Origin of the sequence: Syntrophothermus lipocalidus DSM 12680 (assembly GCF_000092405.1) — a bacterium.
GTDB classification, from domain to species: Bacteria; Bacillota; Syntrophomonadia; order Syntrophomonadales; family Syntrophothermaceae; genus Syntrophothermus; species Syntrophothermus lipocalidus.
Window position 1 is genome coordinate 574,305 of sequence record NC_014220.1, and the last position, 24,948, is coordinate 599,252.

Genomic DNA, 24,948 nt, shown 5'->3' on the forward strand with positions numbered 1-24,948 from the left:
TCTGCCCGTTTTCCGGAAACCGCAGAAAAATGGGAAAACGATAACCTGGCTTTAAGCAATTAGACTGCACCCCCCACGATCTGCTAGTATATTTAGCGGTACAGCTAAACGGATACACTGCAGAAAAAGGGGTTGCAAGATATGTCTTGGTTTTCGCGCCCGCAAGAGATGCTTCGGGCAGATCTTATAATTGGTGGTGAGCACCAGTGTTCACTCAAACTTGAGCCTTCGGGTGAAGGCAGAGCCATGGACCAGATGAAGCTCATTCGTATGTTCTATGTCACTTTTTTGGCTAGACTTTTGCATGACGCTGGCGAAGGACCAATGGCTGAGCGTATTTTAACCTCGGCTCGGATTCTTTTCAACGGGCTGATAGAGAATAACCAAACGGCCGGGAGGGAGGAAACTGGGAAAGACTTATGGGAGTATGACCGACTGGCAATAGTCGACCACTTGTCTATGCCAGCGGAGAAACATAGGGTTACGTTGGTTAGGCAGCGGGACAACAGCGTCGTGTGCAGAGTTAGGAGTTATTCGAGGTCGAAGGATCTGTTGTTGAAAAAGGGGCCTTTGATGGTAGTAAAGTACGCAGACAAAAGTCTCGGGCCTCGAGTTTATAAGGATCTTTCGGATGCTTTACACCGCATGTGCCGGTTTTATCAAGACACGCCTTATTGGAAAAAGGAAGGCCTGCTCGCTGTTCCTTGTATGACCTTAGGAATCTTGAGGAAATGAGCACAAAAAGAAAAAGACAAAAGCTACGGTAGCAGACCGTAGCTTTATGACTTATGGTTGCGATATATTCTTGATTCTTGCTACTCGGTGATAACCTTACTGCTCACCAGCTCGAAACTCTCTTTGTCAACTGTCGGATGGTTGTAACTGTATAGCAAGGCTTTGTCGCCTGGCTCATTCCAGATAAAATGGTCGAAGTTGCGATAGAAGAAAAATTGACCCGGTCCACTCTCATCCCCTGGTACGAAAGCGTCTTCACCATGTCCGGTTATAACGTAAACGGATTGACCCGGTTTCAGCTCCATAGGACGGTTGCCTACACGGGCTGGGAAGTGGAAATGGTAATAGTGCTTGTTGTCAGGTTTACGGTTCAGGAGGATCCAGTTAGCCATGTTCTCCGTAGTGGTTCCTTCGTTTTTAATGCATACCCACTCGTCGGTTAGCCTGAAGTTAGGGTCTTTACCACCGGGTGAATTAGAGATGGCTTTAATGACTATCTTTCTACTCATACATTTCACCTCCTTTCAAGGTAACACGACAGCGATTATAGCTGCCGATTTTTTGGACTTGTACTATTTATATTTTGACGTATAAAAGAAAAATCCTTTTTCATTCAAAGAGGGTTTAAAAGTTTAGCAGGGTGTAACCTGGCCTTAAACCAGGCGCTGTTCGATAACAGGGTGGAAGATTGATAAAACAAGGCATAAAATTAAGTTAACGCCGACCGACGATGTCAGCGTATGTCGTAGCGGGACTAGCCAAAAGCGCAAGCTAGGAAGAAACGGAAGCGGGAGGGTACGATGAGCGGAGAGGAGCTGACACTTTTTCCCGAGATAGAACCGGTACGACCGGAATGGGGACAAGACCACTATTTTGCGTTTCTGCCCGGGGTCAAAAGGGAAGAATCATTCTTAGAGATCAGCAGCCTGGAAGAACTGGCTGCCAGGGCGGGAGCCTGCAGTCGCTGCCGACTGCGTTCCGGCTGCCGGCAGGTGGTCTTCGGAGAGGGGGATCAGAAAGCGGATCTGATGCTGGTAGGAGAGGGGCCGGGGCAGGTTGAAGACGAGCAGGGGCGGCCGTTTGTGGGGCCTGCCGGGCAGTTGCTGGACCGCATCCTGGAAGCGTGTGCTATCCGCCGGGATGAGGTTTATATCACCAATATCGTCAAGTGCCGGCCTCCAGGCAACCGCTTACCAAATCCGGATGAAGTGGCTGCCTGCAGGGGATGGTTAGAGGCCCAGATAAGGCTGATGAGCCCGCGCATAATCGTCTGTTTGGGGCTTTTGGCGACCAGGACGGTAATAGAGGCCAAGGCTACCATGGCCGGGATCCACGGGCAGTGGTTCAAGCGCGGTGACGTGTGGATGATGGCCGTTTACCACCCCGCTGCCTTACTCCGTGATCCCAGGCTGAAAAGGCCGGCTTGGGAGGACTTTAAACTGATAAGAGATAAATACCAGCAGCTAAAACGAGGTGAGCTGGGCTGAAAGTGTTGGTACGAGACACCGAATCCATGCTGCAACTAGGAAAGCTAATAGCCAAAAGGTTAGTGCCGGGAGACACCGTCTACTTGATGGGCGAGTTAGGGGCAGGCAAAACTACTCTGGCCCAGGGTATAGTTCGAGGGCTAGGCTATGCGGGACGAGTGACCAGCCCAACTTTTGCGCTAATCAACGTTTACCAGGGAAGAATTCCTGTATATCATTGCGATTTTTATCGTCTAGAAGAAAAGGACTTTTATGATATCGGGATCGAAGACTACCTGGAGAAAGAAGGTATAGTCCTAATAGAGTGGCCGGAGCGGTTGTCGAGAGAATTGCCCGGCAGGGCGTTACTTATAAAGATTGATTTGGTGGACGATGATTACGAAGGACCACGCTTAGTGACTATAACTGGGAAAGGCAAGAGGTATGAGGGTAGAGTGGAGGAGTTGAAGACAATTGTTAGTGTTGGCTTTGGAAACTGCGACCCGGGTAGCGGGGGTTGCCCTGATCAGTGAGGGGAAGGTGCAAAAGGAGATATTCCTGCATTACCGGCAGACCCATTCCCAGACCCTAATGGTCATGGTAGACGAGGTCTTAAAGGAGTGCGAAGTTGGCCTGAACCAGATCGATGCGGTAGCTGTCAGCATCGGCCCGGGCTCATTCACCGGGCTCCGTATCGGCTTAGCTACAGCTAAGGGGTTGGCTATGGGCAGCGGGAAACCGATCGTAGGGATACCGACCCTCGATGCGTTGGCCTATAATGCTTGTCTTTTCCGGGGTACGGTTTGCCCGGTGCTGGATGCGCGCAAAGATGAGGTGTATACTGCTTTTTATAAAAGCGATGGGTCATGCATGGAACTGGTGGACAGGTATCGGGTATGTTCACCCCGGGCCTTGGTCGATGATGTGAGAACCAGGGCAACAGATGGAGTGGTTTTTCTCGGTGATGGAGCTGTCAGGTACCGGGAATTTCTCCAGCAGACTCTCGGGGATGTAGCTGTATGGGTACCTGGCAACCTGGCTTTTCCCAGGGCTTCAAGCGTGGGGTTGTTAGCTTGGCACAAGTTGCGCGGGGGTGGGATCGACGATGCCAGGTCGATCGTGCCGGTCTACATAAGACTGTCGGAGGCAGAGACCCGGCTGGGGTTGGGAGCTATGTGAGGTGGTTCTGCGTGGAGATTCGAAAGATGGAGCCCGAGGATCTTGACCAGGTTATGTCAATCGAGGAGGTCTCTTTTCCTACCCCGTGGTCGAGGGAGTCCTATGAAGGGGAGATGCAGAACCGTTTGGCTCACTATATAGTGGGTGACCACGAAGGACAGGTAGTGGGGTATGCGGGGATATGGCTGATTATCGATGAAGGGCATATCACAAACGTGGCGGTTCACCCTGACTGGCGGGGGCAAGGAGTGGGAGAGATTTTATTGAATGCTCTTATTGCTTTGGCCATGATTCGCGGAGTCCAGAGAATGACTTTGGAAGTTAGGCCCAGCAACCTGCCAGCCCTGAGGTTGTACAGGAAGCTAAATTTTTTGCCTATAGGCTTGCGTAGGCAGTATTATTCCGATACAGGAGAAGATGCCATCGTCATGGAGAAGTTGCTTTTGCCAGATGGGTTCGTGTAGACAGTGGTGGGTGGTGGGATTATAAGTGGTGGAGAAAGAACTGGTAATTTTAGGGATTGAAACGTCGTGCGACGATACCGGGGCCGCGTTGGTCAGAGGTGGGCGGGAGATCCTGGCTAACGTTGTGCAATCGCAGGTGGCAGTGCACCAGAGATTTGGCGGGGTTGTACCAGAAGTGGCTTCGCGTAAACACATAGAGAATATAGGTCCGGTAGTGGAAGAATGCATGAAAAAATCCGGCCTTAACTATCAGGACGTAGACGTCATCGCGGTTACCAACCGTCCTGGGCTGATCGGGGCGTTGCTAGTAGGTGTGTCTTTCGCGAAAGGCCTTGCCTACGCGTTGGATAAGCCTTTGCTGGCTATAAACCATTTGGAAGGGCATATTTATGCGAATTTCTTGGAACATGAAGGGATAGAGTTCCCCTTGGTGTGTTTGATAGTCTCGGGTGGACACACCAGCCTGGTTTATATGCGAACCCACGGGGATATGGAGGTGATGGGACAGACCAGGGACGATGCTGCGGGCGAAGCTTTTGACAAGATTGCCCGCTTTTTGAATTTGGGCTATCCTGGGGGGCCGGCGATAGAGAAAGCGGCCCAGCAGGGAAGCGAAGGGGTTTACCATCTCCCAAGGGCATACCTGGGAAAAGACGAGTTCGAATTCAGTTTCAGCGGGCTTAAAACCGCCACCATGAACCTTTGGACCAAATTGAAGAAATCGGGGCAAGAGCTTAACGTCAATCACCTGGCGGCCGAGTTTCAAGCGGCCGTGGTCGAGGTCTTGGTAGAGAAGACGGTAGCCGCAGCCAGGTCTCGAGGGGTTAGGACCGTGCTTTTGGCCGGGGGGGTAGCGGCCAACAGATTGCTGCGGGAAAGGCTGTCGAACCGGTGTCAGGAAACGAGTCTGAACTTGTTTTATCCTCCGATTGCCCTGTGTACTGACAACGCGGCCATGATCGCATCCTGTGCTGCATATCGGCTGGAACTGGATAAACCTGCGGCGTTGACTTTGAATGCATACCCAGGACTTTGATCCTTGTGAGGAAAGTCTGTGGATACTGTGGATAACTCTGTTAATAACTCTTGTTGGCTATTGGCAAAGACTTTGGGACAGTGTTTTTCACTAAACAGTCGTTTGCCCAGTAATGTAGGGATTTTTGCCTGTGAATATCTGTGAAACAAAGGAGTATCTGAGATGCACCCCATCTTGTTCAGAATAGGAAAGGTTTCCGTTTACTCGTACGGCTTCATGATGGCTTTAGGCATTGCCGTGGCTGTTGTCGGGATGCGGAGGATGTTCAAACAGAACGGGTATCCGGAAGAGAAGCTTTATGACCTGGCTCTGGTTGCGGTTATAAGCGGGTTAATCGGTTCTCGCCTGTTCTACGTCGTTTTTTACGCTTGGGACGCTTTCTTAGAAAACCCGCTGATGTTTTTTAATTTGCAAGGGGGAGGGCTGGTGTTTTACGGCTCCTTCTTAGGTGGTCTCGTTGGTGGGATTGTCTATCTTTGGAGACAAAAGATGCCCTTCTGGGAGGTGGCCGACATGGCTGCTCCTTATCTGGCTCTGGCTTATGCTATCGGACGCGTAGGGTGCTTTTTAAACGGATGCTGTTACGGCAAGCCGACCAGTTTGCCGTGGGGGGTCGTTTTCCCGGGGATTGGTGGAGTAGCGCGACACCCGACCCAGATCTACAGTTCCCTAGCGGCCTTGGGCCTTTTCGTGTTTCTTTCTTGGCTCTACTCCCGGCGACATTTCTCCGGACAGGTATTTCTTTGCTACGTGGCTGGCTATGCCCTGATAAGGTTTATTATCGAGTTCTGGCGAGAGAACCTGGTATTGTGGGCAGGTTTGACCGTAGGCCAGGTTATGGGCTTGGCGGCAATATTGTTAACGCTGCCCTTTTACATGGTGCTAAAGCGGGGCATTCGGCATGGCTGAAAACAGGCGACAGAGCATACGCGGCGAAAAACGGCGGCTGCGCGAGGGTTTATCTACGACGGAAGTTGAAAGAAACAGCCGGGCCGTGGTTGAGCACCTATCACACATGACACCCCTGCTCAAGGCTTCTGTCATCATGGGATATATCGCCATCGACAACGAGATAGATGTCTGGCCTTTTTTGGAGCAATGCTTGAGTCAGGGTAAGGTGGTCGTTTTGCCGCGAATAGAAACGGTCACGAACCGTTTGGTGGCGGTGAGATTCATCGGCGAAGAGGGCTTGAGAAAAGGAAGGTTTGGTCTTATGGAGCCTGAAGGGGATGCTTTTCCGCCAGAATTGATTGATGCCGTCATAGTACCTGGGCTCGCTTTTGATATGCGCGGGTACCGCTTGGGTTATGGCAAGGGTTATTATGACCGTTTCCTTCCCGAGTTAAGACCAGGGACTCTGACCATAGGGGTGGCCCACAGCCTGCAGGTAGCCGACGAGATTCCTTACTATCCCCATGACCACCGCTTGGCTTATCTGGTCACCGAACGGGGGGTAATTCCGTGCGAAAATGGACATCGGTAGGCGTAGCATGGACGACATGTGATTTCAAACACCATAGCGTCAGAAAAAGAAAGTCGCACAAGGCCATAACCAAGACTCAGTAAAGCCTGCCTAGTTACAACCAAACCTCACATTGATCACGACAATCTCAGGGTGGTTGCCCACGCGTATAGGAGGCCCCCAAGTCCCGAAGCCACAGGACACTATAACCTGAAGATTGTCCTTACGCAGGTAGCCCCAGTCGACTTCATACACCCTGCGGGTTACAAACCGGTTGGGAAACAGCTGACCCAGATGGGTGTGGCCGGAAACTTGCAAGTCAACCCCTTCATTTAAGGCCTCGTCCAGGTCAATGGGCTGGTGGTCCATCAGGATTATCGGGCGAGAACGGTCAATTCCGGCAAGGATCCGGGCCAAAGGAAGGCGGGTTTTGCCAGCCATTATCCGGGCAAGTTTTTCATTACGCCCGGCCAGATAAAAGCTGTTTTTGACCAGGACGACATCATCGCAGAGGACAGTTATTCCAGCCTTTTCGAGGAGATTGATGGTTTCTTCAACCCTACCTCCGATGTATTCGTGATTGCCCAGAACCGCGTAGGTTCCGTACCTGGTCTTAAGCTGGCTCAGTAATTCTACTACGTTGTGCTCGGGCCAAGGTCCAGGATGGTCATCGACAATGTCTCCCGGGAGAAGGACAAGGTCGGGATCTAAGTGGTTGACCGTAGTTACCAGATGGGAGAGCCTTTTGGGACCGATTATGGTTCCCAGGTGCACATCTGATACCATCACTATACGCAGTTTATCGAGCTCAGGACTAGCTTTAGGGATTCTTACCTCATGATAGGTGACGCGTGGGTTCTGAGCATTCCAGACCCCATATCCTACAATTCCTAAGGTCATAAAGAGGGCAACCGAGGTAGTAAGGTGAGCTTCGGAGGGTGACGGGCTAACAAATCCGGCGTAGGATCCTATCAGGCGAATTGTATCCCCCAGTCCCAGGAGGAGAAAGAGGTAAAACATGGCAGCCAACCAGTACGAACCGACGATGACCAGAGCAGACGCAAGGCGCGGGGGCAGGTACGGGCCAGCTACCCGGGCCGCAAGATAGGAGAAGGCAACCAGCCAGAAAAATGACCAGAAAAGTACCGGGGAACCGGGTGAAAGTAAAGGGGACGCAAGCGCCCAGAGCCGCTTGCCGATGTAATAGTTCATAATCCCGTAAAGCAGGATAATAACCGCTATTATCAACAGACGAGTTGTCCTCATAAAGTATCAACTACTCCCACGCAGCCAAAATTCCTATCCTACCCTGCAGAGAGGCTTGCCTTCGCTTTTTCATCTTTGAGGGTCTTTGGGCCTCTCAAACTTATACCGATAGTAGCTGCTATCGATATTCTAAGGCTGGTGGGCAGGATAATCAACTCGAGGGCAGTCAGGACTCATTTTCGGGTTTGGCTTGGGCCAATCCGACTTTTGTAGTATAATGCAGAAAAATGGATACTCGGTCTCCGACCCGGTGGTCCTAAGGCGGGTGCCTTGCCGCTATGGCAACCGGGCGATAGGGTTTACCTGGAAACGGGTAAGCCTCCCATATGGAAAGGAGCCGCTGGTAAACTGAGGGCGCTCTTTCCGAGTGTCTATTTTTTTGCAAGGAGGGTAAGGAATGGACAGGAAAGCCGAGATTGCCCAAAAATTGAGGGAAGTAGCTCCCGGCGGGCGGATTAGCTGTACCCAGGCCCGTAAGGTGGCAGAAGAGTTACAGGTGTCTCCGCGGGAAGTAGGGGAGATATGCGATGAACTCAAAATAAAGATCTTCGCCTGTGAACTGGGATGCTTTTAGTGTAGCGTTACAGCAAGAGGGATTAGGTCAGCGTATAAATCGAAGTGAAGGTGGCTGCCTATTAACGTGGTGTGCATAGTAAACCAGATGGAATCGGCGTTAGTCTGGTTGACATTGGGCCAGACCAAGGCACAGATTATTTGGGCATGAAACGTTAATAATTGTTCACGTCGGTGCAAATCAGCGTTCATCTGCCCCAAAAATCGATTGGCGGGAGGAGTGTTAGCCAGCTCGCTCCAAGACTCCTCGCCTGCAACACATCGGCTCACTTCGGTGCGAAGCGGACCGCTCGGGATTCGTCCGGCACTCAGGGAATGGCATGCTCCGGGAAATCGCTGCTTACGAAAAGGTCTCCCAAGCCAGACTCATCCTGAGTGCCGGAACTCAGTCCCTCGCTGCTCGAAACCTCCTGTTTCTCGCTCCGCTTCGCAGCCCTCAGTTTCACCGTGTGTTGCAACGGCTCGTCATACGTCGCTTCGCCCGGCTAACACTCCTCCACGGTCGCATTTTCGTTCTCTAGCGGTGACTCGGATAAGAGTCATAAAGGTCTGCGTCTATCAGGTGCTAATTCAAGCAGAAAGGTGGACAAGAGTTGCCGGAGTTTTTTAAGGTGGTCCGGATTGAGGAAGCTCAGGCCTTATTAAGATCGAGTTTCCCTTCCCCGAGGATAGAAGAGGTTGAGTTAGGCGAGGCCTTGGGGCGGGTTTTGGCCACGGATGTTGTCAGCCGGGAGAATATTCCTTCTTTTCCAAGGTCGACCGTAGACGGGTATGCAGTGAGAGCACAAGATACCTTCGGGAGCAGCGAATCGATGCCCGGCTTTTTGACTTATAAGGGAGAAATTCTTATGGGAGCGGAACCGGATATCGCTGTCGAAACCGGCGAGTGTGCCTGGATACCGACAGGCGGTATGTTGCCACCTGGAGCAGATGCGGCGGTGATGGTGGAATATACCGAGCGTTTGGGAGACGACACGGTTCTGATCAACAGGCCGGTTGGTCCCGGCGAGAACGTGGTTAGAGTAGGAGAGGACGTCAGGCAGGGGGAGGTTGTTTGTCGGGGAGGGCACTGGCTACGACCGCAGGATTTAGGTGTCCTGGCCTCGTTAGGCATAGTGCGCGTCTCCGTTTTTTGCCGGGAAGGCGTGGGCATAATATCGAGCGGTGACGAGATCCTACCAATAGAGGAAGTACCGGGGCCGGGCCAGGTTAGGGACGTCAACTCTTACAGCTTGAAGGGAGCGGTCCTGGAGGCTGGGGGTCGCCCACAATTGTATGGCATTATCCCAGACGATGCGGGGAGACTGCGCGAGGTGTTGGGCAAGGCTCTACATGATAACCGCTTGGTGCTGTTATCTGGCGGGAGTTCCGTGGGGTACCGCGATCTCAGCTTGGAAATCCTGATGTCATTACCTGGAGCGGAACTTTTGTTTCATGGCATAGCCGCTCGCCCCGGTAAGCCGACCATGGCGGTACGGGTCGATGATAGACTGGTGGTAGGGTTGCCAGGTCACCCAGTCGCTTGCTACATGATGTTCTTGTTGCTATGCCGGCCGCTTCTGGGAGCACCTGATCCTGTAAAGGTGCGGGCTGTGATGAAATCTGCCGTAGCTTCTCAGGCCGGTCGAGACGATTACTTGCGGGTATCACTGAGGGATGAAAGCGAAGGCCTGGTGGCTGCGCCGGTTTACGGTAAATCGGGTTTGATCAAAATCATGGCCCGGGCAGACGGATATGTACATATTCCGTATGAGAAACAAGGGATTAAGGCGGGGGAGCCGGTTGTGGTGACCTTGTTTTAGGTTGAACCAACACTGAAAGCAGGGAGACGGACTTATGGTTAGAAGAGTGTACATCGACAACAAGCCGCTGGAAGAAGCATTTGCGCTCTTATGGACGGAGTTAGAAAATGCGGGCTTTTTTGTGCTTGAGGGAGAAGAGGTTGATGTAGAGGATGCTCTGGGGCGTATTACCGTTGTTCCTGTGGTTGCCAAAAGATCTTCCCCACACTACAGCGCGTCAGCCATGGATGGTATCGCTGTTAAGGCGAAGGATACCTTTTCCGCGTCCGATACCAGTCCGATTGTCCTTAAGCGGGGAGAACAGTTCATAGAGGTTGATACGGGAGACTACGTTCCTGGAGAGTTTGACGCGGTCATAATGATCGAAGACGTGAACTTTTTAAGCCATGATGAAGCAGAGATCATAGCCCCTGCTGTTCCTTGGCAGCATATCCGTTCCGTGGGCGAAGATGTTATCGCTTCTCAAATGATTATCCCTTCTTTGTACGTTATTGGAGCTTACGAGATCGGAGCTATGCTCACTTCAGGAGTGACAAAAGTTCAGGTAGTGAAGAAACCGCGGGTAGGCATAATCCCCACAGGAACCGAGTTGGTCGAACCAGGAGGGAAGGAACCGGAGCCAGGAGAGATTATCGAATCGAACAGCCGCATGCTGGCCTCGTTGTGCAGAAAATGGGGAGCAGAACCGTGCCGCTATCCACTGGTGGCTGATGACAAGGAAAAGATAAAGGAAGCCGTGTTAAGATGTGCCAGCCAGACGGATATCATCGTAGTCTGTTCTGGTTCTTCTGCGGGGCGAGAGGATTTTACCGCGGAAATAGTCCAAGAAGCGGGACGGCTTCTCGTGCACGGGTTAGCTACCAAACCGGGGAAACCGGCAATTTTGGGCTTGATTGAGGGAAAACCGGTTATAGGGGTTCCGGGTTACCCGGTCTCGGCGGCATTGGTTTTTGAGCTTTTGGCTCGTCCTCTTATCTACCGTAAACAAGGCTTGCGAACGCCTCCCAATCAGGAGGTCGAAGCCAAGATCTCCAGGAAACTGGCTTCGAGCATGGGGGTGGATGAATTCGTTCAGGTAAACTTGGGGAAGGTAGGAGGGGAACTGATAGCGTACCCGCTGGGACGGGGGGCAGGTTTGACCACCACTTTGGTCAAAGCCGATGGGGTTGTACGGGTTCCACGAGGGGTCGAGGGGTTCGAGGCCGGGGAAAAAGTGGCTGTGAGTCTGAAGCGCGACTGGGACATTATAGAGAAGACGTTGATCGTAATCGGGAGCCACGACATCGCTGTCGACTGGTTAGGTGACATCCTCAACCGTAAATTCGGGCTCAGGCTGGCTTGTACCAATGTAGGGAGCATGGGCGGACTAGTAGCTTTAAAGCACCGGGAATCCCATTTTGCCGGGATGCATCTTCTTGATCCCAAAACGGGAGAATACAACGTGAGTTATGTAAACAGGTATTTGGGTGGGAGCAAACCTGTGTTGGTAAACCTGGTACTGCGAGAACAGGGGCTCTTGGTGAAGAAGGGAAATCCTCTGGGCGTTCGAGGAGTGGACGATCTGGCCGGGTCAGGTGTCAGGTTCGTTAATCGGCAAAGGGGGTCAGGGACCAGGGTCTTGTTCGACCACCTCTTGCAGCAGGTGGGAATTGATCCCGGCCTCATCAACGGTTACGACCGGGAGGAGTTCTCCCACCTGGCAGTGGCGGCGGCGGTCAAAAACGATGCGGCTGACGTAGCCGTTGGCATATATGCGGCTGCCCGAGCCCTGGACCTCGATTTCATTCCCCTGCTGCAGGAAAGGTATGACCTTTGTTTTTTGAAGGGGGCAATTGAGGAGGAGACATTGGACGCACTTTTACATACCATCAGCAGTCCGGAATTCAGGGAAGAAGTCATGAAGTTCGGCGGGTATGATATGAGCCTGGCAGGCCAGGTGATATGGGAGGGCGACTGAAATTGTTGGACAGTTTGGGGCGGGAGATAAACTACCTGCGGGTCTCGGTTACCGACCGCTGTAACCTGCGCTGTCGGTATTGCATGCCTGAGGCAGGGGTGGAGCTGAAACCGCACTCCGAGATACTGAGCCTAGAAGAGATCCACCGGATAATTAAGGTCGGAACCCGGGTTGGCATACGCAAAGTCCGGCTGACCGGTGGTGAGCCATTGGTCAGGCGAAACCTGTCCCGTTTGGTGCAAATGATCCGCACCATCGACTTGATCGACGATGTCGCGATTACCACTAACGGCCTTCTGTTTCCGGAAATGGCAGGCGAACTTAAGGAAGCGGGTTTACACCGTTTGAATGTCAGCCTGGACACCATGAATCCCGAAAAATACAGTTTTATTACCCGTAACGGCAGCTTGAAACAGGCCTTGAGAGCGATCGAAACCGCTCTGGCGTTGGAGTTTCACCCGGTGAAGATTAATACGGTAGTGATGAGAGGCATAAACGATGATGAGATCATGGACTTTTGCCGGTTGGCATACAACCACCGTCTTCATGTCAGGTTTATCGAGTTCATGCCAGTGGGCGAGCTTGGTTTTTGGAGCAGGGACAAGGTTATAACCTGTGACGAGATTCAGGAGATGATTAAACGGGAATACCGGCTTAGCCCCTGGAAACTCTCGCGGGGCAACGGGCCGGCCAAATCATACCGTCTCGAGGGTGGACAAGGATCGATAGGGTTCATATCACCGATGAGCAACCATTTTTGTCACGAATGCAACCGCCTGCGACTCACGGCGGATGGCAAACTGCGCGGGTGTTTGTATGACCGGACGGAAATAGACCTGAAACAGGTTTTGAGACAGGGCGGGAGCGATGAAGAAATACTCCAGCTTTTCATCAAGGCTATCAACCTTAAACCGAACGAACACAAAATGGGACAAACCAGCTGGGGGTCAAAAAACCGTAAGATGTACCAGATAGGAGGGTGACCTTTGCAACTGACTCACATCAACCGACAGGGAAGGGCCCGGATGGTGGACGTTACCGAAAAGAGGGATACCGTAAGGGTGGCAGTGGCTCAGGCCATGGTGGAAATGCAGCCGGAAACCCTGCGGTTGATAATGACTGGAGGGGTAAAGAAAGGAGACGTGCTGGCCGTTGCTCAGGTAGCGGGCGTTATGGCGGCTAAAAAGACGCCTGATTTGATACCGATGTGCCATCCTCTCATGCTGACCGGGGTTGATATCACGTTTAGTTTTGACGAGCAGAACTCACGGATACTGATAACCGCAGAGGTCAAAACCACAGGCAAAACAGGGGTAGAGATGGAGGCGCTTACCGCTGCGGCGGTTGCGGCTCTGACCGTCTATGATATGTGCAAAGCGGTGGACAGGTGGATGATTATAAAAGAAGTCAAGTTGATAGAGAAAACGGGTGGAAAGAGCGGGCACCTTGTACGCGGGATCGATAACAACGAGGATGGTTAAGTCATAGGTTTTCGAGAAGGGTTGGGATTGGAAATGGAAGAAACCACAAGAACCGTCCTGTGGTTTAGGGTGGGGAAAGAAGCGAAAAGGAGGTATTGAGGTGCAGGGGAAGATCTTAGCAGTGTGCCGGAGCGAGGAAAAGGGCGTAAAAAAGAACGACATAGGTGAAGGATTTTTCAAAAAGGACCACGGTTTAGCAGGCGACGCTCACAGCGGGTCCTGGCACCGGCAGGTCAGTTTACTGGGGATCGAGAGCATCAACAAGATGAGGGCCAAAGGGGTAGATGTGAACCCGGGCGATTTTGCCGAGAACCTGACTGTAGAAGGGATCGACCTGTTTCACTTGCCGGTCGGGACCAGACTGCGGGTGGGGGAAAGGGTGCTTTTGGAGGTTACCCAGATCGGCAAGGAGTGTCACCAAGGTTGCGCCATAAGGGTGCAAGTGGGTGACTGTGTAATGCCCCGCGAAGGTATATTTGCCCGGGTGTTGGAGGAAGGCTGGGTCAGGACCGGCGATACAATTGAGGTGATTCAAAATGTTTAAAGCAGGGATTTTGGTTTTAAGCGACAAAGGGGCAAAAGGAGAGAGGGAGGACAAGAGCGGCCAGGTTATTAAAGAAATGATAAGCTCGATCGGGGCGGAAGTGGTGGCTTATGAGGTTCTTCCCGATGAAAAGGAGCTCATAGTCAATAAACTCATTGCCTGGTGTGATCAACTTGGGTTAGATATCATCCTAACTTCCGGCGGGACAGGGTTATCCCCGCGCGATGTCACCCCGGAAGCGACGGCGGAAGTGGTGGAGCGAACGATTCCGGGGATAGGGGAGGCGATGCGAGCCTACGGCCTGCAAAAAACGCCTAGGGCTATGCTTTCACGAGGAATATCCGGGATCCGCAAAAAAACCCTGATAATAAACCTGCCGGGCAGCGTTAAAGGGGCCAGGGAATCACTGGAAGCTGTCATACCGGCTTTGGATCATGCCTTGGAAACTTTACAGGGACGGGCAAACGAATGCGGGCAAGCGTGATCGACGACAGAAAAAACTTAAAAGAAGAAGTTAAAAGAAGGTATAACGAGAAAGAATTAGGTACAAAATAGTAATCGAGAGTATCAAAGAGATAAAAGAAAAGCAATAGGTTGCCAGGTTTTCGCGGGTAGTCTAATATTATTAGTGAATGTTAGCACTCAAGTTAAATGAGTGCTAACAATAATGTTATGAGATCATCAAAGAATCAGCGAAGGGGGTATAGCAGTGAACCTCAAGCCATTAGGCGACCGTATTGTTCTGAAGGTTATCGAAACAGCGGAGGAAAAAACCGCAAGCGGGATCGTCCTTCCCGACACCGCCAAGGAGAAGCCCCAACAGGGTGAGGTATTGGCAGTCGGCCCAGGGAGAATCCTGGACAACGGCGAGCGGATTCCGATGGAGGTTGCTGTTGGGGACAAGGTCATTTACTCAAAGTATGCAGGTACTGAGGTAAAGATCGACGGACAGGAGCTGCTGGTAATCAGCGAAAGAGACATTCTGGCTAAGGTCGAAGCCTAATGAGACGAGAAGTGAAGGGGGTATAGGGAAATGGCAGCAAAACAGTTACGGTTCAGCGAAGAAGCCAGGAGATCCTTGGAAAAAGGGGTAGATACCCTGGCAAACGCGGTCAAGGTCACACTCGGGCCCAAGGGTAGAAACGTGGTTCTGGAGAGGAAATTCGGGTCCCCGACCATTACCAATGACGGGGTAACCATCGCCAAGGACATCGACCTGGAAGATCCGTGGGAAAACATGGGTTGCCAGTTGGTTAAAGAAGTCGCTACCAAGACTAACGATGTTGCCGGTGACGGCACGACCACGGCAACAGTTTTGGCCCAGGCCATGATCAAAGAAGGGTTGAAGAACGTGGCGGCCGGAGCCAACCCGATGATCATGAAGCGGGGTATCGACAAGGCGGTTAAAGTAGCAGTTGAGGCTCTAAAAGAGATCAGCAAACCGGTAGAAAGCAAGGCGGCGATTGCTTCGGTAGCTTCGATCTCAGCAGCAGACACGGAGATCGGGGACCTGATAGCCGATGCCATGGAAAAGGTTGGGCGCGACGGGGTCATAACCGTAGAAGAATCCCAGTCGGTAGGAACTTCTCTGGAAGTAGTCGAAGGTATGAATTTTGACCGCGGCTACATCTCTCCTTACATGATTACCGATCCGGACAAAATGGAGGCTACTCTGAGCGAGCCTTACATTCTGGTTACCGATAAGAAGATATCTTCCATTAACGATATCCTGCCCGTGCTGGAAAAAGTTGTACAGACCGGCAAGCCGCTTTTGCTGATTGCAGAGGATGTGGAAGGAGAAGCCCTTGCTACTTTGGTGGTCAACAAGTTGAGGGGTACCTTCACCTGTGTCGCGGTCAAGGCTCCGGCATTTGGTGAAAGAAGAAAAGCTATGCTGCAGGATATCGCAATCCTTACCGGCGGTGAAGTGGCTTCCGAAGAACTGGGAGTGAAGCTGGAGAATGTTACCCTCAACATGATGGGTAGGGCGCGTCAAGTAAGGGTCAAGAAAGACGAGACCATCATCATTGACGGCGCTGGCAGCGAGCAGGCCATCAAAGAGCGCATCAACCAGATAAAGAAGCAGATCGAAGAAACCAAGTCGGAATACGACCGGGAAAAACTTCAAGAAAGGCTGGCTAAGCTCGCGGGTGGCGTAGCGGTCATTCAAGTCGGTGCGGCTACCGAAACAGAGCTGAAGGAGAAGAAACACCGTATCGAAGACGCGCTGGCTGCGACCAAGGCTGCCGTAGAAGAGGGTATCGTGGCCGGCGGAGGAACGGCTCTTATCAACATTATGAAGAAGCTGGAAGACATCGATGCCAATGGAGACGAGCGTACCGGCGTACTGTTGGTGATGAAGGCCCTAGAAGAGCCGCTGCGGCAGATTGCCAACAACGCTGGTATCGAAGGGTCAGTGGTCGTACAAAAAGTGAAAGAACTGGAGGCCGGAATCGGTTTCAACGCTCTGACAGGCGAGTACGAAGACATGATAAAGGCGGGTATAATAGACCCGGTCAAGGTTACCCGGTCTGCTCTGCAGAACGCGGCCAGTATTGCCGGAATGTTGATCACGACCGAAACCCTCGTTACAGAAGTGCCGAAAGAAGAACCCCTGCCTCGGGGCGGAATGCCGGACATGATGTAAAGGCTCCCTCCCCTCATAGGAGAATATAAAGACAAAAAAGAACCCCGTTCCGGGGTTCTTTTTTATAGGCGGCTTTGGTGGTTTCTTGTCTCAGATTTTATACTTTTGTTTAAACCCTACTTGTTTACAGCTGTTTACGGGGTTTCTGTTCTTTTTATCGAAAACAACACGGCATTAGCGCTGTCGGGACACTGAAGTTCAACAACCGAGTTGATCCAATCTTCTGGGGAAGTTTGCCGGCAAGCGGCTGCTAGATACGGGAACATGGCCGACAATGCATAAAGGCAAAGGGGAGATTCACCTTGAGGAACTACCAGTGGGTCTTCGAAGACAAATTTTTGCCCTACTTGATACCCGGCGGAACAAAATCCTTTGACTTTCGTTACTTGTATCTCCAACATATTCCTCTACCTCCTTGCTCCTACATAGTAAGAATATTCTTCACCCTGAGACGGCATCTCCTGCTTCACCAGTTAAACATAAAACAACGCAACCAAATAATTCTCCATTTTGGACAGAATAGCGACCACACGTTCGTCTTGTAATCTAGCAGGGCATCTCTGGACCAATGTAAAAGCAAGATTCGTGCCACGCCTTGATATAACGTTCACAAAAAATAAAAAAGCCTGGTTTCCCTGATACACCTCGGCTTTCGAACAAAACTTGATTTGATGTTGTTGCCTCAAGTAGCCGATGCTACATGAGGTTGTCAGGAACCTACGAGTTTAGGTATCTAAACCGGTACACTGTATCGAGTAAGCAACTTTATACCGTCCTAGTCTCTTAGTTTTCGGTAGAGCACTGTGCGGTGAATTCCCAGCAGTTGTGCTGCTTCGCTTATCCGACCTTCACATTCCGATATCACCTGATTTATATACTCCTTTTCCACCATTTGCAATACGCTCTTTAGGGTTCCTCTGTAGACTGTACTTGTCTGGCGTAGGTGGCTCGTATCGCTTGAACGACGACTGCTATTTGGCAGGGATTGATCGCCCTCAAAATTCAAATAGTCACTGGTGGAGGTAACAACTAGTCTTTCGACAACGTTGCGCAACTCGCGCACGTTTCCGGGCCAGTTGTAATTCGTGAATGCTTCGAGTGTTTGCTTGGTAAATGTCTTTTTGAAAGAGTACTTCCTATTCAATTCATCCAGAAACTTATTAGCGAGAATAGGGATGTCCTCGGGTCTTTCCCTCAGAGGCGGCAGCTTTATCGGTACCACATTGAGACGGTAATACAAGTCTCTTCGAAACAGACCTTGTGCCATCATGGTTTTTAGGTCTCTATTGGTGGCGGCGATAAGGCGCACATTAGTTCTGTGAATACTCGTGCTGCCCAATCGTTGCACATCACCTGTCTCTAGGACTCTCAGCAGCTTGGATTGTACGGGTAACGGCAATTCCGCGACTTCATCGAGAAACAGTGTTCCTTTATGGGCGATCTCGAACAGTCCTGGTTTCCCTTGGGTGCTGGCACCTGTAAACGCGCCAGCAACATACCCGAAAAACTCCGACTCCATAAGTTCACTGGGTATTGCAGCACAATTCACCGGAATGAACGGTTCTTTAGCACGTAGACTGTTGCGATGTATATACCTTGCCATTACTTCTTTACCGGTTCCTGATTCCCCGAACAGCATTATTGTGCTGTCAGTTTTGGCAGCGGCACTGGCAACAGTCATGACCTGCTGCATTTGGGGGCTTTCAGCCACTATCTCCTTCCCTTCGGAATCTGCTTCTGCTAAATATTCCATCGCCTTTTTATATCGATTAGCGTTGGATCTTTCACGTTCCAGAAGCTCCATAAACTTATCGAACAAGTGTTGATCTCGTGAGTTGGTGATAACCATAACAACGTCGCCATTCTTGTCCAATACGGGCGTGCTGGTGGCCATCAGAGTAGTCCCGTACTTGCTCCTGATGAGGCCGGTAACTACTGAGCGAGTTTCGGTAGCCTCCCATGCTGTCGAGCGATCATACAACCCTTCTTTAACCAAATCCCTGACGTTTTTCCCTACCAGCTTCTTATGATCAACTCCTAGCAATCTTCCCGTGGAGCGGTTAGCCAACAGTACATTGCCGGACTTATCGGTAACAAGTATGGCGTCGTAGGAATTGATAATAACCTGAATCAATTCTTCTCGTGAACAGACTACTGCGACTTCCGAGCTTTCCCAAGCCATATAACTCCTCCTTTTTCAAAAAAACCTTCTAAAAGTCTTTGTTTGTTGAATTCGAAAAATTACTCCATTCCGATCTGTAAATCATACTGTTTGCTGACACGAATTGTTCACACATGATCTAGAGCGGTTTTCTTGTATTGCCGCAGCGGTTGACTTATACTGATATTGCTTAACCCCCTCCTTCCCCAAAATATGTAGAGTCCACCAGGAACAAATTCCCTTATCTTTCTAAATGGGAAATCCAGCATGTCTTGGTTGCCGTTTGTGTCCGAACACAAAAACTGGTACTATTCTTGCTTGATTCGCTTACTGGTGGTATTCTTTTCGTAGGTGCAACTTCCCTATTGAGTGGTGTTGGGGCTATTTCCAAATTTTCCAAGATAGTCGTGCGTTCCTTTTTCTTGGCCGCTAGTTAATCACTTCTTATAGGGGCGTATAAGACGTCACCGAATACTTTACGATTACTCCAAAAAGCTTATCCAGTGGTAGACGGCGGAACAACAGTATAATAAATGTTGAGTGATACTTCAGGTATACAGTATGGAACACAGTGTTTGAGTTCACGGCACGACTATGTACTTTTGCCTGTAGACAAAAGCCATAGTTGGAGCTTCTCAAAGCCGATACGAATCCTGATAGTAGGGGGCATTATATAATTATGATAAAACAGCTTTTGCCTGGCATTTATCAGTTGAAGGTGCCTTTGCCCAGGAATCCTCTTAAAGCCATTAATTCCTACCTGATTGGAGGCCAGGCGAGGAGTCTCCTCGTCGATACTGGTTTCAACTGGCCTGAGTGTAAGGAAGCCCTGCTTAAGGGAATTGAAACCCTGGGAGTAGATTGGGCAGAGATAGACTTTTTTGTAACTCACTTACACGGGGACCATTTCGGGCTGGTCTATGACCTGGCAAGACAGGAATCAGTAGTTTATTGCAGCGAGGTTGATGCCAACATAATCAAGGCCAACAGGTCCACCGCTTATTGGCAAGAGATTAATTCATTTTATCTCATGCATGGTTACCCACCCCATGAACTAGATCAAGGAGATACCCTTAGGAGCTATGTCTCTGGAACCGACATCAATTTTAAATATGTAAATGAAGGCGACTGTTTGGAATACGGCGGTTATCACCTAGTCTGCATAAGCACTCCAGGGCACACTCCGGGGCACATGTGCCTTTACGAGCCTGAACGTAAGTTTCTGATATCGGGTGATCACATTCTCGCTGACATTACCTCCAATATCACTGGTAGGCCAGGGTGGAACGATTCTCTCGGACAGTATCTCAAGAGCTTGGAAAAAATAAATGCTATGGATATAAATTTGGTTCTGCCCGGCCACAGAAGTATTATAAGAAACCATCACCGAAGAATTGAAGAACTTAAGCTTCATCATAAAAAGAGGCTGGAAGAGGTTCAGACCATTCTTCAAGATGGTCCCATGAGTGCCTACCAGGTTGCGAGCCTCATGCATTGGGACTTGACATACGATTCCTGGGAACAAATTCCCAGTTTTCAAAAATGGTTCGCCACCGGCGAGGCTATTGCTCACTTGGAGCATTTAGTACATGTGAATGTATTGCGAAAAATTGAGCAAGACGGAGGAGTAATTTATGCACTACCTGACTAAATGTTTCGTCCTCCGCAGGAGGGGAAAAAGCCCCTCATTGTGAGCAATGTGTAACGGTTTTGTTGCTTGCTCTCCTAGTCTGGATCACACTGTTTTGGAGTTTCATATATCTTGTCTACCTAATATTAATTATAGCTGGCGATGTCGGATTATGTCGAACATAATTCGTAATCCAGAGAAGGAATGATCAACAGCAAGCAAGAGTAAGGAAGGTTGCGCTGCGGATACACCATGACACAGAGTGCAACCTTGCGAATAGACTTTCTGCAACCTTTATTGGCAATCAACTCTCAGACTTCTGAGTAATTGAATGGGAAAGAGAGTCCGAATTCCCCTTATATTAAGGGGGATTCGGGCTTTTTCTTTTGGGGTGAGGTAGGTCTGTGGCATGCATTTTGCTCCAAAGACAAAAATGAAAGCATACCAGACGAAGGTATGCCGAGTAAAAGGGGATCTCAGGAAAGGGGGGGTCAACTAGACAAATCAGTTGATACGTTATCAAGATGAGCTAAACGTCAAAATCGGCCTGTTTGTCAACGCGAAGATGGTTAACGAACAAGTCCCTGCATGCAGTGTCTTCCTCGCTCTTTTGGCGGTTATGAAGTAATCGTTCAGTCTAGGGGTCTGTGTCCGACAATTATCTTCGCCCAGAGAAAAGAAGGAGGTATTTCGATATGCCGTATACCAAAGCTTTTATCCCCTACGGAGGATATTATTCAACGCCATTTGTCCGCTGGAATGGATCGCTGAAAGGGGAAAACCCTGTTGTACTAGGGGCTGCCACTGCAAGACGCTGGTTTGTGGAAAAGAAGATCGACCCGACCGTGCTTGATTTTCTGTACTATGGGCAGACAGTTACCAGTCCCCTAACGTTTTTTGGCCATGTTTATGCTGCTGCAGTGATTCTCGATCGGGTGAAAGATATACCCGCCATGGGCTTGAATCAAGTTTGTACAACGTCGGTAACAAGCCTGGCGTTGGCAGCTAACGATGTTGAGCTTGGAATGCACGAAGCAGTCTTCTGCCTTTCCAGTGATCGTACTTCAAGTCACGCTATAGTACTGACGCCCAACCCCAAGACTGGCGGAGTGGACATAGAGAACATCGTTCTCGACAACTTCGACCGTGACCCTTCACCGGGGGCAGGTTTGAAGATGTATCAGACGGCTGAGGCAGTGGCTAAAGAAGTTGGTATTACCAGAGAAGAATGTGACGAAGTAGCTTTGTTAAGGTATGAGCAGTATAACGACGCGCTAGCTAATGATCGGGCATTCCAAAAGAGATATATGTTCCCGGTGGAAATAAAGGCTGGCAAGAGCGTGAAGCTGATCGAGGAGGACGAAGGGATAACGTCTACTTCGAAAGAGGCACTTGCTAAGTTAAAACCCATGGAACCCGGCGGAGTGCTGACCTTCGGCAGCCAGACTCATCCTGCCGACGGCAATTGTGGGATTATAGTCACAACCCAAGAAAAGGCCAAAGAATTGAGTTCGGATCCGAATATAACCGTACAAATCCTCTCGTACGCGGTAGTAAGGGTTGCTCCGGGACGTATGGCAGGGGCACCGGCACCTGCATTAGCGGCAGCCCTAAAGAACGCGGGGTTAAGCGTAAGCGATCTCAGTCAAGTAAAAACCCATAATCCGTTCATCGTAAATGACATAAATACCGGCAGGCAATTAGGAATAGACCAGAAGATGATTAACAATTACGGATCCTCAATGGTTTACGGGCATCCCCAGGCACCGACTGCTGGAAGGGCCATTATCGAGCTGATCGAAGCATTGGCGGTGCAGGGCGGAGGTTATGGCGCGTTCACAGGATGTGCAGCAGGCGATATAGCCGCCTCAATGGTAATAAAAGTGAGCTAGGAGCCGGAGTCAAAACACGGGATTTCGCCACCAAGCTTCGCAGGTGAGGAGCGTAAATGAGATTGTCCTTGGCGCCGAGTTGTCCAACGAGGCGCGAGGCGCTAAGGCGAAACGCTCCACACACGTACAAGTGTAACGGAACTGCGGTCAGGATGTCGCCGGAATTAATGTAAACCAATGAACGTATAGCATGTGCTCCTATTACTGTCTTTTTCGAAGGAGGAGATGAAGGTATGCCAGCGAGATGGGAGAAACTGGAGAGAATTCCAGCACCACATTTCATCCCCACATTTGGACCCCTATCGGGGATGAGGTTGCTGCTTTCCGGTAGTATAGTAGCGGCACCGTTTGCTGCCCAGTTGTGCGCCGACTTTGGCGCGGAAGTAATTCACATTGAAATGCCCAGAATAGGAGACACCTATCGTACTCAGAAACCAGTGATAACAAGTGAAGACGGAACAAAGGCCATGGCTGCAGCATATTGTCAGAAACGCAATAAGTTGAGCTTTGCCCTCAACCACAATCTTAGCATCCCGGAATCCAAGGAAATATTCTATTCATTGATCAAGCAATGTGACGTATGGCTTGAGAATATGGTGTGGCTAGACAAACTGGGTGTTGACTGCAAAGAGCTATTGGAAATAAACCCCAAACTTATCATCGTGCATGTCAGTGGTTTTGGACGTCCTCAGTTTGGTGGCGACCCGCGCATATGCAACCGGCCCTCCTATGACCCGGTTGGTCAATGCGAGGGTGGACTGGCTAATATGATTGGTTTTCCAGACGGCCCGCCGATGTACGCACAACCCTTTGTCAATGACTATCTGACTGCTACCTATGCGTTTGGAGCAATTTGTGCCGCCTATATCCACGTGCTTAAAGGCGGAAAAGGACAGGAGATTGACATAGCGCAGGTAGAGACCCAGGCACGTAACCTTGACGATCACTGGGCTGCTTATATCAACCTTGGAGTAGAGAAAAGCCGTGTCGGCAACCGGGTTCCCATATTCCAGCCTGCTTCGATGCACAAGTGCAAGGATGGTCGCTATGCGTTCATAGGGGCCTTCGGTGAAGCGGCCTATTACCGTGCCATAGATGGCTTGGGTTTGAAGCGCGAGGAATGGAAGTGGGAGGAGTGCGGTCAGTCAAAGGAGGCGCTCGAGTCTGAAAAAGGCCGGGCTCTGTATGAATATATAGACAAGTGGTTCAGCGAGCGCACCGCGCAAGAGGCTCAGGACCACATGGACAAGTATAAGACGCCAGTGGCTATCGTTAAGACTCCAAAGGATATCTATGCCGATCCCCACTGGCATGCCAGGGGGAACTTCATTAGGTACTACGTCCCTGCCATTGACAGAGAGGTCGAAGCGTTCGGTTTCGTTCCAAAGTTCATGGACACTCCAGGCCAGGTGTGGCGCGGGCAGGTGGACATCGGTTATGACACCGAGAGGATACTCAGCGAACTTCTCGGCTACACCGACGTCGAGATCGAATCACTCAAAGGGAGAGGCATAATCGACTAGAGTCGGCGCAAGGGAAACTGACGTGATGTCGTGCGAACCACCATAGGGGACAGTTGCACCGGGGGAACTTAGCGGAGGTTGAATCGTCTGGGAGTTGGCTTTCGGAGCGTGAGCTCATTTAGGCCTGAACCGCCAAGAGGTTCAGGTAGGGTAGCTGACTGTAAAGTCACAAACAAATGATAGGGGGTATTTATCATGACAATCAAGAAAATAGGCGTGTTGGGAGCCGGCGCAATGGGGACAGGTATAGCCCAGGTTGCGGCACAGGCCGGTTATGAAGTAGTCCTGGGTGATGTTGAGATGGCCTTCGTCGAGAGGTCGGTGGCCAATATAGGCAAGCTTCTGGACAAGAACGTAGAAAAGGGCAAAATGACCGCTGAACAAAAGAATGCTATCATGGGCCGCTTCACTCTTACCACGAACCTAGATGATTTTGCCACCGTTGACTACTTCATAGAAGCCATTGTCGAGGACCTCGAGATCAAGAAATCTACTTTAGCGAAGGTTGACAAGGTATTAAAACCCGATGTCGTCATGGCTAGCAACACTTCCTCAATGTCTATCACGGTTCTGGGATCTGCCACCAATAGGCCGGAAAAATTTGTGGGTATGCATTTCTTCAATCCAGTTCCGGTTATGAGGCTTTGCGAAATCATCCGCGGCTACAAGACCAGCGATGAAACCGTGAAAATAGCTTCTGAGCTTGCTCAGGCCTTTGGCAAGACCACTGTTGAAGTCAAGAAGGACACCCCAGGATTCATCGTAAATCGGGTAATGATGCCTCAGTTCCTGGAGGCTATTCGCCTGGTTGAGGAAGGGGTTGCTACTCCGCAGGACATCGACACCGCAGTGACCCTGGGTCTCAACTATCCGATGGGGCCTTTTACCTTGATGGACTTCACCGGAATCGATATCTCAAAGTTCGTTCTCGATTACTTCTACGAGGAAACCAAGAATCCGTTCTGGGCTCCTCCCTATACTCTGAAGGCTATAATCAGGGCTGGTAAGCTGGGCAGGAAGACCGGAGCGGGATGGTACGACTATAGCAAGTAAGGGTTCATCTTTGACTATTAAGAAGGGTTCAGGGAAAGGATAGAGAGTTGCAAGGGGTGCACTGACGGGCTGGAGAG

25 protein-coding genes and 1 riboswitch are annotated in these 24,948 nt (G+C 50.6%); of the genes, 21 read left to right on the forward strand and 4 right to left on the reverse strand.

Annotation, left to right across the window (positions count from 1 at the left end):
• Positions 1 to 141: 141 nt before the first annotated feature.
• Complete coding sequence (locus tag SLIP_RS02705; RefSeq protein WP_013174741.1) at positions 142 to 735, forward strand: hypothetical protein; 594 nt, start codon at positions 142 to 144, stop codon at positions 733 to 735.
• Between the two features lie 80 nt (positions 736 to 815).
• On the opposite strand, the gene SLIP_RS02710 is transcribed toward SLIP_RS02705, so the two are convergent.
• Positions 816 to 1,244: a lamin tail domain-containing protein gene (locus SLIP_RS02710; protein WP_013174742.1), complete on the reverse strand. Its 429-nt coding sequence runs from the start codon at positions 1,242 to 1,244 to the stop codon at positions 816 to 818.
• Between the two features lie 291 nt (positions 1,245 to 1,535).
• Between SLIP_RS02710 and SLIP_RS02715 the strand changes: the two genes are divergently transcribed.
• From SLIP_RS02715 to SLIP_RS02745, 7 genes are all read left to right on the forward strand, one after another.
• Positions 1,536 to 2,222: a uracil-DNA glycosylase gene (locus tag SLIP_RS02715; RefSeq protein WP_013174743.1), complete on the forward strand. Its 687-nt coding sequence runs from the start codon at positions 1,536 to 1,538 to the stop codon at positions 2,220 to 2,222.
• Between the two features lie 2 nt (positions 2,223 to 2,224).
• Positions 2,225 to 2,734 (forward strand): tRNA (adenosine(37)-N6)-threonylcarbamoyltransferase complex ATPase subunit type 1 TsaE, encoded by a 510-nt coding sequence (tsaE, locus tag SLIP_RS02720; RefSeq protein WP_013174744.1) that lies wholly within the window; start codon positions 2,225 to 2,227, stop codon positions 2,732 to 2,734.
• Complete coding sequence (gene tsaB / locus SLIP_RS02725; protein WP_242649139.1) at positions 2,682 to 3,380, forward strand: tRNA (adenosine(37)-N6)-threonylcarbamoyltransferase complex dimerization subunit type 1 TsaB; 699 nt, start codon at positions 2,682 to 2,684, stop codon at positions 3,378 to 3,380. Before tsaE ends, tsaB begins: the two co-directional genes overlap by 53 nt.
• 11 nt (positions 3,381 to 3,391) lie before the next feature.
• Positions 3,392 to 3,844, forward strand: coding sequence for a ribosomal protein S18-alanine N-acetyltransferase (gene rimI, locus SLIP_RS02730; protein WP_013174746.1), 453 nt, complete (start codon positions 3,392 to 3,394; stop codon positions 3,842 to 3,844).
• A 25-nt stretch (positions 3,845 to 3,869) separates the two neighbouring features.
• The gene (tsaD, locus tag SLIP_RS02735; RefSeq protein WP_013174747.1) at positions 3,870 to 4,880 is read left to right on the forward strand and encodes a tRNA (adenosine(37)-N6)-threonylcarbamoyltransferase complex transferase subunit TsaD; all 1,011 of its coding nucleotides are present in this window, start codon (positions 3,870 to 3,872) and stop codon (positions 4,878 to 4,880) included.
• A gap of 162 nt (positions 4,881 to 5,042) precedes the next feature.
• Positions 5,043 to 5,789: a prolipoprotein diacylglyceryl transferase gene (gene lgt / locus SLIP_RS02740; protein WP_013174748.1), complete on the forward strand. Its 747-nt coding sequence runs from the start codon at positions 5,043 to 5,045 to the stop codon at positions 5,787 to 5,789.
• On the forward strand, positions 5,782 to 6,363 hold the full coding sequence (locus tag SLIP_RS02745) for a 5-formyltetrahydrofolate cyclo-ligase (RefSeq protein WP_013174749.1): 582 nt from the start codon (positions 5,782 to 5,784) through the stop codon (positions 6,361 to 6,363). The genes lgt and SLIP_RS02745 overlap by 8 nt, the downstream gene beginning before the upstream one ends.
• A 90-nt stretch (positions 6,364 to 6,453) precedes the next feature.
• On the opposite strand, the gene SLIP_RS02750 is transcribed toward SLIP_RS02745, so the two are convergent.
• Positions 6,454 to 7,608: a metallophosphoesterase gene (locus SLIP_RS02750; RefSeq protein WP_013174750.1), complete on the reverse strand. Its 1,155-nt coding sequence runs from the start codon at positions 7,606 to 7,608 to the stop codon at positions 6,454 to 6,456.
• Positions 7,609 to 7,836: 228 nt separating this feature from the next.
• Positions 7,837 to 7,961: riboswitch (molybdenum cofactor riboswitch) on the forward strand.
• Between the two features lie 44 nt (positions 7,962 to 8,005).
• On the opposite strand from SLIP_RS02750, the gene SLIP_RS12695 reads away from it, so the two are divergent.
• The 9 genes from SLIP_RS12695 (at position 8,006) to groL (ending at position 16,612) form a co-directional block, all read left to right on the forward strand.
• Entirely contained in the window at positions 8,006 to 8,182 is a 177-nt protein-coding gene (locus tag SLIP_RS12695; protein ID WP_013174751.1) for a hypothetical protein, read from the forward strand.
• A 592-nt stretch (positions 8,183 to 8,774) separates the two neighbouring features.
• On the forward strand, positions 8,775 to 9,983 hold the full coding sequence (locus SLIP_RS02755; RefSeq protein WP_013174752.1) for a molybdopterin molybdotransferase MoeA: 1,209 nt from the start codon (positions 8,775 to 8,777) through the stop codon (positions 9,981 to 9,983).
• Between the two features lie 34 nt (positions 9,984 to 10,017).
• Positions 10,018 to 11,940, forward strand: coding sequence for a molybdopterin biosynthesis protein (locus tag SLIP_RS02760; protein WP_013174753.1), 1,923 nt, complete (start codon positions 10,018 to 10,020; stop codon positions 11,938 to 11,940).
• Between the two features lie 2 nt (positions 11,941 to 11,942).
• On the forward strand, positions 11,943 to 12,923 hold the full coding sequence (moaA, locus tag SLIP_RS02765; protein ID WP_013174754.1) for a GTP 3',8-cyclase MoaA: 981 nt from the start codon (positions 11,943 to 11,945) through the stop codon (positions 12,921 to 12,923).
• A gap of 3 nt (positions 12,924 to 12,926) precedes the next feature.
• Positions 12,927 to 13,421, forward strand: a complete 495-nt coding sequence (moaC, locus tag SLIP_RS02770; protein ID WP_013174755.1) for a cyclic pyranopterin monophosphate synthase MoaC — start codon at positions 12,927 to 12,929, stop codon at positions 13,419 to 13,421.
• A gap of 100 nt (positions 13,422 to 13,521) precedes the next feature.
• Positions 13,522 to 13,965 (forward strand): MOSC domain-containing protein, encoded by a 444-nt coding sequence (locus SLIP_RS02775; protein WP_013174756.1) that lies wholly within the window; start codon positions 13,522 to 13,524, stop codon positions 13,963 to 13,965.
• Positions 13,958 to 14,449: a MogA/MoaB family molybdenum cofactor biosynthesis protein gene (locus tag SLIP_RS02780; protein ID WP_013174757.1), complete on the forward strand. Its 492-nt coding sequence runs from the start codon at positions 13,958 to 13,960 to the stop codon at positions 14,447 to 14,449. Before SLIP_RS02775 ends, SLIP_RS02780 begins: the two co-directional genes overlap by 8 nt.
• 225 nt (positions 14,450 to 14,674) lie before the next feature.
• Positions 14,675 to 14,968 carry a co-chaperone GroES gene (groES, locus tag SLIP_RS02785; protein WP_013174758.1) on the forward strand — a complete coding sequence of 98 codons (294 nt, stop codon included), beginning with the start codon at positions 14,675 to 14,677 and terminating at the stop codon, positions 14,966 to 14,968.
• A gap of 30 nt (positions 14,969 to 14,998) precedes the next feature.
• Positions 14,999 to 16,612, forward strand: coding sequence for a chaperonin GroEL (gene groL, locus SLIP_RS02790; RefSeq protein ID WP_013174759.1), 1,614 nt, complete (start codon positions 14,999 to 15,001; stop codon positions 16,610 to 16,612).
• Positions 16,613 to 16,746: 134 nt separating this feature from the next.
• On the opposite strand, the gene SLIP_RS02795 is transcribed toward groL, so the two are convergent.
• Together SLIP_RS02795 and SLIP_RS02800 are read right to left on the reverse strand one after the other, a co-directional pair.
• Positions 16,747 to 17,013, reverse strand: coding sequence for a TIGR04076 family protein (locus tag SLIP_RS02795; protein WP_013174760.1), 267 nt, complete (start codon positions 17,011 to 17,013; stop codon positions 16,747 to 16,749).
• Positions 17,014 to 17,387: 374 nt separating this feature from the next.
• The gene (locus tag SLIP_RS02800) at positions 17,388 to 18,794 is read right to left on the reverse strand and encodes a sigma-54 interaction domain-containing protein (RefSeq protein ID WP_013174761.1); all 1,407 of its coding nucleotides are present in this window, start codon (positions 18,792 to 18,794) and stop codon (positions 17,388 to 17,390) included.
• A 658-nt stretch (positions 18,795 to 19,452) separates the two neighbouring features.
• Here SLIP_RS02800 and SLIP_RS02805 point away from each other — a divergent pair.
• From SLIP_RS02805 to SLIP_RS02820, 4 genes are all read left to right on the forward strand, one after another.
• Positions 19,453 to 20,424, forward strand: a complete 972-nt coding sequence (locus SLIP_RS02805; RefSeq protein ID WP_013174762.1) for an MBL fold metallo-hydrolase — start codon at positions 19,453 to 19,455, stop codon at positions 20,422 to 20,424.
• Positions 20,425 to 21,098: 674 nt separating this feature from the next.
• A complete protein-coding gene (locus SLIP_RS02810; protein ID WP_013174763.1) occupies positions 21,099 to 22,295 on the forward strand; it encodes a thiolase family protein in 1,197 nt (398 codons plus the stop codon).
• A 233-nt stretch (positions 22,296 to 22,528) separates the two neighbouring features.
• Positions 22,529 to 23,818, forward strand: a complete 1,290-nt coding sequence (locus SLIP_RS02815; protein ID WP_013174764.1) for a CaiB/BaiF CoA transferase family protein — start codon at positions 22,529 to 22,531, stop codon at positions 23,816 to 23,818.
• Positions 23,819 to 24,013: 195 nt separating this feature from the next.
• On the forward strand, positions 24,014 to 24,871 hold the full coding sequence (locus SLIP_RS02820; protein ID WP_013174765.1) for a 3-hydroxyacyl-CoA dehydrogenase family protein: 858 nt from the start codon (positions 24,014 to 24,016) through the stop codon (positions 24,869 to 24,871).
• Positions 24,872 to 24,948: the final 77 nt, after the last annotated feature.

Bases quoted from the DNA above. Each gene is read 5' to 3' on its own strand.
- lgt (WP_013174748.1), top strand. From the start codon at position 5,043: ATGCACCCCATCTTGTTCAGAATAGGAAAGGTTTCCGTTTACTCGTAC.
- SLIP_RS02795 (WP_013174760.1), bottom strand. From the start codon at position 17,013: ATGTTGGAGATACAAGTAACGAAAGTCAAAGGATTTTGTTCCGCCGGG.
- SLIP_RS02810 (WP_013174763.1), top strand. From the start codon at position 21,099: ATGCCGTATACCAAAGCTTTTATCCCCTACGGAGGATATTATTCAACG.
- SLIP_RS02815 (WP_013174764.1), top strand. From the start codon at position 22,529: ATGCCAGCGAGATGGGAGAAACTGGAGAGAATTCCAGCACCACATTTC.
- SLIP_RS02715 (WP_013174743.1), top strand. From the start codon at position 1,536: ATGAGCGGAGAGGAGCTGACACTTTTTCCCGAGATAGAACCGGTACGA.
- groL (WP_013174759.1), top strand. From the start codon at position 14,999: ATGGCAGCAAAACAGTTACGGTTCAGCGAAGAAGCCAGGAGATCCTTG.
- SLIP_RS02710 (WP_013174742.1), bottom strand. From the start codon at position 1,244: ATGAGTAGAAAGATAGTCATTAAAGCCATCTCTAATTCACCCGGTGGT.
- SLIP_RS12695 (WP_013174751.1), top strand. From the start codon at position 8,006: ATGGACAGGAAAGCCGAGATTGCCCAAAAATTGAGGGAAGTAGCTCCC.
- SLIP_RS02805 (WP_013174762.1), top strand. From the start codon at position 19,453: ATGATAAAACAGCTTTTGCCTGGCATTTATCAGTTGAAGGTGCCTTTG.
- SLIP_RS02760 (WP_013174753.1), top strand. From the start codon at position 10,018: ATGGTTAGAAGAGTGTACATCGACAACAAGCCGCTGGAAGAAGCATTT.
- SLIP_RS02780 (WP_013174757.1), top strand. From the start codon at position 13,958: ATGTTTAAAGCAGGGATTTTGGTTTTAAGCGACAAAGGGGCAAAAGGA.
- SLIP_RS02750 (WP_013174750.1), bottom strand. From the start codon at position 7,608: ATGAGGACAACTCGTCTGTTGATAATAGCGGTTATTATCCTGCTTTAC.
- SLIP_RS02705 (WP_013174741.1), top strand. From the start codon at position 142: ATGTCTTGGTTTTCGCGCCCGCAAGAGATGCTTCGGGCAGATCTTATA.
- SLIP_RS02800 (WP_013174761.1), bottom strand. From the start codon at position 18,794: ATGGCTTGGGAAAGCTCGGAAGTCGCAGTAGTCTGTTCACGAGAAGAA.
- SLIP_RS02745 (WP_013174749.1), top strand. From the start codon at position 5,782: ATGGCTGAAAACAGGCGACAGAGCATACGCGGCGAAAAACGGCGGCTG.
- SLIP_RS02820 (WP_013174765.1), top strand. From the start codon at position 24,014: ATGACAATCAAGAAAATAGGCGTGTTGGGAGCCGGCGCAATGGGGACA.